This is a genomic window from Aurantiacibacter luteus (assembly GCF_001010945.1).
Taxonomy (GTDB): Bacteria; Pseudomonadota; Alphaproteobacteria; order Sphingomonadales; family Sphingomonadaceae; genus Alteraurantiacibacter; species Alteraurantiacibacter luteus.
Window position 1 is genome coordinate 1 of record NZ_LBHB01000017.1, and the last position, 328, is coordinate 328.

The 328-nt window shown below is 64.9% G+C and carries 1 pseudogene; it reads left to right on the forward strand.

Going from position 1 to position 328, the window contains the following annotated elements:
- Positions 1-117: 117 nt before the first annotated feature.
- Positions 118-328, forward strand: a pseudogene (locus AAW00_RS15475) (hypothetical protein); the annotation flags it as partial.

Genomic DNA, 328 nt, shown 5'->3' on the forward strand with positions numbered 1-328 from the left:
TTCCTCGAATTGCCCGTTATCGTAAGCAGCTACGTGACTGAGATTGCAGCGCTTATCGATCCAGTTTGGCGGGAACCCGATGCCGTGTAAGGGGATCTGGTGCGCTACCCTCCATCCATGATCCTAGCCCTCGCCTGTGCCGCAGCCGGTTGCACGCAGCTTCCAGCTCCCGTGCCGCTCGACGGGCCGTCGTGCGCGATCACGGATGGCGACACTATCCGCTGCGGGGACGAGCGAATACGGTTGCTCGGGATTGATGCGCCGGAGATTTCCGGGTGCCGAGCGGGGCGCACATGCGTCGAGGGGGACGGCCAGACGGCGCGCGCGG